The sequence below is a fragment of the Janthinobacterium lyxosi genome (genome assembly GCF_051380665.1).
Classification (GTDB): Bacteria; Pseudomonadota; Gammaproteobacteria; order Burkholderiales; family Burkholderiaceae_D; genus Janthinobacterium.
The window spans coordinates 1-4,242 of the sequence record NZ_JBNYXM010000071.1 but is presented as its reverse complement, the minus strand read 5'-3'; the positions used below and the strand labels follow the sequence as shown (position 1 = coordinate 4,242).

The 4,242-nt window shown below is 59.9% G+C and carries 8 protein-coding genes and 1 pseudogene; all 9 read right to left on the bottom strand.

From position 1 onward, the window contains the following. Positions 1 to 394: glycosyl hydrolase family 28-related protein (locus ACQ4WP_RS29025; protein ID WP_436526736.1), on the bottom strand; the 394-nt coding region annotated here is incomplete at its 3' end. Beyond that, a complete protein-coding gene (locus ACQ4WP_RS29020) occupies positions 391 to 1,323 on the bottom strand; it encodes a hypothetical protein (RefSeq protein ID WP_436526734.1) in 933 nt (310 codons plus the stop codon). The genes ACQ4WP_RS29025 and ACQ4WP_RS29020, both read right to left, overlap by 4 nt. Before the next feature lie 8 nt (positions 1,324 to 1,331). Next, a complete protein-coding gene (locus ACQ4WP_RS29015; RefSeq protein WP_436526732.1) occupies positions 1,332 to 1,934 on the bottom strand; it encodes a hypothetical protein in 603 nt (200 codons plus the stop codon). After that, positions 1,931 to 2,350, bottom strand: a complete 420-nt coding sequence (locus ACQ4WP_RS29010) for a hypothetical protein (protein WP_436526730.1) — start codon at positions 2,348 to 2,350, stop codon at positions 1,931 to 1,933. The genes ACQ4WP_RS29015 and ACQ4WP_RS29010 overlap by 4 nt, the downstream gene beginning before the upstream one ends. Then, positions 2,323 to 2,544, bottom strand: a complete 222-nt coding sequence (locus ACQ4WP_RS29005) for a hypothetical protein (RefSeq protein ID WP_436526728.1) — start codon at positions 2,542 to 2,544, stop codon at positions 2,323 to 2,325. The genes ACQ4WP_RS29010 and ACQ4WP_RS29005 overlap by 28 nt, the downstream gene beginning before the upstream one ends. Next, positions 2,541 to 2,930, bottom strand: coding sequence for a hypothetical protein (locus tag ACQ4WP_RS29000; RefSeq protein WP_436526726.1), 390 nt, complete (start codon positions 2,928 to 2,930; stop codon positions 2,541 to 2,543). Before ACQ4WP_RS29000 ends, ACQ4WP_RS29005 begins: the two co-directional genes overlap by 4 nt. 10 nt (positions 2,931 to 2,940) lie before the next feature. Beyond that, positions 2,941 to 3,741 carry a major capsid protein P2 gene (locus tag ACQ4WP_RS28995; protein ID WP_287771030.1) on the bottom strand — a complete coding sequence of 267 codons (801 nt, stop codon included), beginning with the start codon at positions 3,739 to 3,741 and terminating at the stop codon, positions 2,941 to 2,943. Positions 3,742 to 3,796: 55 nt separating this feature from the next. Beyond that, positions 3,797 to 3,919 carry a hypothetical protein gene (locus tag ACQ4WP_RS28990; protein WP_268766380.1) on the bottom strand — a complete coding sequence of 41 codons (123 nt, stop codon included), beginning with the start codon at positions 3,917 to 3,919 and terminating at the stop codon, positions 3,797 to 3,799. Positions 3,920 to 4,023: 104 nt separating this feature from the next. After that, positions 4,024 to 4,242: pseudogene (locus ACQ4WP_RS28985) on the bottom strand (hypothetical protein); the annotation flags it as partial.

Sequence of the window (4,242 nt, the reverse complement as noted above, 5' to 3'; positions counted from 1 at the left end):
TCAACCGTACATACGGCGCGAGGATTTCAATTGCCACCACGTCAGAAGTCTTCTTGATGGTGGTCTTCCCCTCGTTTCCACCGTCAATTTGCGTTGCATGAGAAATAATCAGCGTTTTACTGATGCGGCATTCCCCGGCTGGCAGACTCAAATGCCGATCCTTCGCCGCATCAATTGCCGCTTGCAGCCCTTTGTAGTCATCGGCAACGCCGTTGCACTTGACACCAAAATCGCGGGCGCTCAGCACGTCGGCGGCTTTGTCCTTGAACGTGCGGGCGACCGCCCCGGCGCTATCGCGCACAAATACAGGCGCGACGATGCCCGATCCTGTCGCCGCCAATGCCGCGCCCATGCTTGCCGCCAGCAGGCAGCACGCTAATATTTTCTTCATCATTGGATCACGCCTTGAATGTTGATTGTAGTAACCAGGCCCGCATCGCAGATCGCATACCAGGCTGCGCCTGGCGCGTCCGCTTCCAGCCATGTTTCGCCCGACTGTATCACCACGGCTGCATTTGCGAACGTGAGCCCAGCGGCGCCGATGGCCACCGGATTAGGCCCGACATTTCGCAGTCGCAGGCCGCGCCGCGTTACTTGCGCCGCGATCAGCACACCCACCACGTCGCTCACAGCAACCGGCGCGCCATTGCTCACGCTGGCCGCCAGTGTCTCGCGTGTGGCCCACACCGAGGCGGCACGCGGTTGCGTAAAGACTGCCGATGCTTCCGCGTTGTTGACGATGACGCCAAAATTTACACCGGCCTTTTGCACCACCGGCAGCGCTTGGCCGTCAGTGTTGGCGACATGTATTTCGAATACCTCGCCCGGCTTTTGCAGCACGGGGATTGCTTCGGCATTGGTGTTGTCCACCGTGACCACGCCCAGCACGGGCGCCACCGTTCCGCCGAACAGGACAGGGATTGGCTGCGCCGCCGTGTTGTTGACGCGGATGCTGGCAAGCGATACCGGAATCGGCGTGGTGTTGCTGCTGGACGTTAGCGTGACCGGGATCGAGTGCGCCAGGTCGTTTGTCACTGCAACGCCGGACGGAATGACCACCTCACCGCCAGCCGTGCCGCCAAGCTGCACATCATTGGTGGCCAGGAAGATTCCCACCTCGCAATCGAGCGCCGATGTCAGTATCAGGCCGCCGAAGTCTTCCACCAGGCGAAAACCCGCCTTGCGACCTGGCATTACCGTGCCCGGTGTGCTGTTTTTCAGCAGGGCGATATCGACGCCCTGCCCTGTCGTTACCGAGTCGACCAAGATCAAGCGGCCTGGAATATCCACCCGCTCAGGGATGCCAGCCGACAGGCGAATCAATTTATAGCTCATGCTGCTTTTCCCATCGCTTTGAAGGCCACCACGGCGACCAGGGCCAGGCCCACGCCGACGAGCACTTTTTGTTCACCGGCTTTGCTGTTGGTGTAGGCGGCATCGAGCTTTTGCCCCATGTCACCATAGGCATCCTTGACCGATTGCAGCGCATTTTTTGCTACCGCGTCCGAGCGCGCACCAGCGGCGGCCAACTCGTTCGCGGCGCCTGCCGTAATATCCGCGGCGAATTTGAACGCGCCGCCCATGGCAGCATCGTTCGACTTGAATGCGCTGTCTGATACGGCGTTGGAGAATTTGTAGGCGCTGTCTTGTGCGGCGCGGGCCGTGTCCAAGCTGTCCTTCACACTGGCCTTGATCGTGCCGAGCGCGCCCGTTACGGTGGAATCGGCAAATTTCAGGGCGCCGTCCGTGATGGCGTTGCCGAACTTGAAAGCGCCGTCCACCGCGCCGTGGTCGGTTTGGCTGATCGACACATTGCCGATGCTGGAACGGCTGGCCACCAGGCTGACGGCCTCGCCCGAGCCGGTAATGCGGTTGTCCTGCGATTCTTGGGTCTGTGTTTGACTGGAATCGCTCTTGCTATCGCTTGAACTCATTTGAGGTTTTTTCCCATGCAGTAGGCGTCAATCACCCAGCCTTGTTTTTTCAATTTTCTGACCAGACCAGGGCGCCGCGTGCGCATCGTCAGCCGATCCGCCCCCGCGATTGCGCCCTGCTGTTCGATATTCGGCGCAACCGAGGCGACCAGATCGATGCCAGGAAGGCCACCAGCAGCCGCCACGACGACGATTTCGCACCCGTTGGCATGATCCACCGTCCGCAGTGCATAACGCGCCACCACGGCCCCGCAGCACACCACTTCGAATAACTGCGCGCCACACATGGCCGCGTCCATCGAACCCAGCCCGCCGCCTGTCTGCCGGTCTGGCCGGTAGGCGGCGGCATAGGCGGCCCGCGCCGCGTCATCCAGCACGCCCTTGCGGATTACGCCTTTTTCTTGAACAGCGCCCATGCCACCGCTCCCGCAATGGCCAGCATCAGCCAGGTTTTCGACGTCATGCCACTGCTTGAGCCCGCGCCGCTGTTGATAATCCAGTCGCCGCTACTGACGCCACCCGATGCGCCGCCCTGCTCCCCGCCCTTGGCGCCCGACGTTGCAGTCGATGCCATTTGCAGCGGCGGCAGGGATGGCATGCCTGGCGTCATTTCTTCACCAGGAAGATCAGGCCGGCAGCGATGGCCGCCCACAACAGCAGGTTGTTATTGCGTACCTGCTGCACAGCGACTTGCTGCTGCACGGCCTGTTGCGGCGCGTTGGCCACGGCCGTAAATTGCCGTTGATCGCGGTACATGGCGTAATTGAGTGCCGTTTGCAGGCCGCCCAGCAGCACGCCGCCCGCCTTGGAGTCGAAAAAGTCGCCAAAGCCGTTACCGGTGGACGTGCTGGTTTCCATTGCTGGGGAACTCCACGACACGTCCGTCAGGACGGCGGCGCCCGTGCCCAGCGCGTTATATGGGTCGGAATCACGATCACCCGAGCCGAAACCGAGTGAGCTACTGGACCCGTATCCCATGAAGTCATCAAGATTCATGGCGCCCGCCTTATTTCAAAAGCTTGATGTCGGAAACGTAGTCGATATACGCTTTCAGGCTATCCGGCGCGTCGGTCGTGATGCGCAACAGCGCTTCCGTGATGCGCGACGTGTCCAGCATGTTCATCAGGTTGCCGTCACCGATGAAGTCGAGCACGAGCAAGTTTGCTTGTGGCACCAGGCGATTACGCTTCTGCTGGTAATTCAGTTCGCCCACCTTGGCGCGGATGCGCGGCGTGCCATCGGTGCGCAGTTCAGCAACTGTGATGTGGCCCGTGTGGTGCAGCCAAATGCGCTTGATCAGGCCGCCATTCGCCATGACTGGCAGCATCACATCGTTTTCGCCCACCAGGGTCAACGGCACGTTGAAGTCCTTGCGTTGCAGGACGAACGGGTTTTGCGTGCCGTCGCGGTATTCGGCCACGGCCTTGATATCGCTTGCCGCCGCTGCCGCCTGCTTGATTTCGATTTCGAACGTCAGGCTTGCCAGCATGTTGCGCGGCAGGGCCGACAGGTACTGTGCAGCGGCGCCACCACGGGTGTTTGGCTCCGTGAAGTCGAGCGTGATGACGTTATCGTCAACGAACAGGCCTTGATAGGCATCGCGCACGCCCAGCAAGGCACCATCGTCCACGAAGAAGGTAACGCCGTTGGCCTTGCCTTCGATGCGGCCCACATTGGCCTTGGTCAGACCGCCCGACAGCATGAAATGCAGCTTGTCGAAAGTGGCGTTATACGACAGTTTCAGCACCGCCGTAGCGCCTGGCTTGACGTTTTGCAGATCGATCATGCGATCAATATTGGAACTCATGTTTTCTTGTCCTGATGGTGGTGTTGGTGAAATTGACCGCTGGCCGCTGGCCGGCTTACTGGCCGCCTGGCAGGTAGACGCCGACGACGGGGATTTTCACGAACGATTTTTGAATGAAATACACACCGGCGAAAGCAGCCAGGGCGATCAGCGCGGTATGGATGGTGGCCTTGTTCATATTCGGTTCCTATGGGGTTATTTGTTCGGTATTAACAAGCCCCGATGCTGCCCTCCCCACGGGAAACCGGCAATAAGCTGTAACGGTTACGGTATCCGTTACCGTTACAGCGATTTATTGACCCCGCGCCGTGTCGAAAGATCAGGATTTTTGTGAATAAAGTGAAAATTGGGTAGCGTGCGGATCTGTTGAAGTGGCTTTACCGCCACAGATTTGCCGCCCGCGCCTGACTCATACTGCGTTTGCAGGCCCAGCGAGTCGGCCATCACCTTGGCGTCATTGTCGTAATTGACGCGGTAGCAACGGATTTCCGTGCAGTTGCC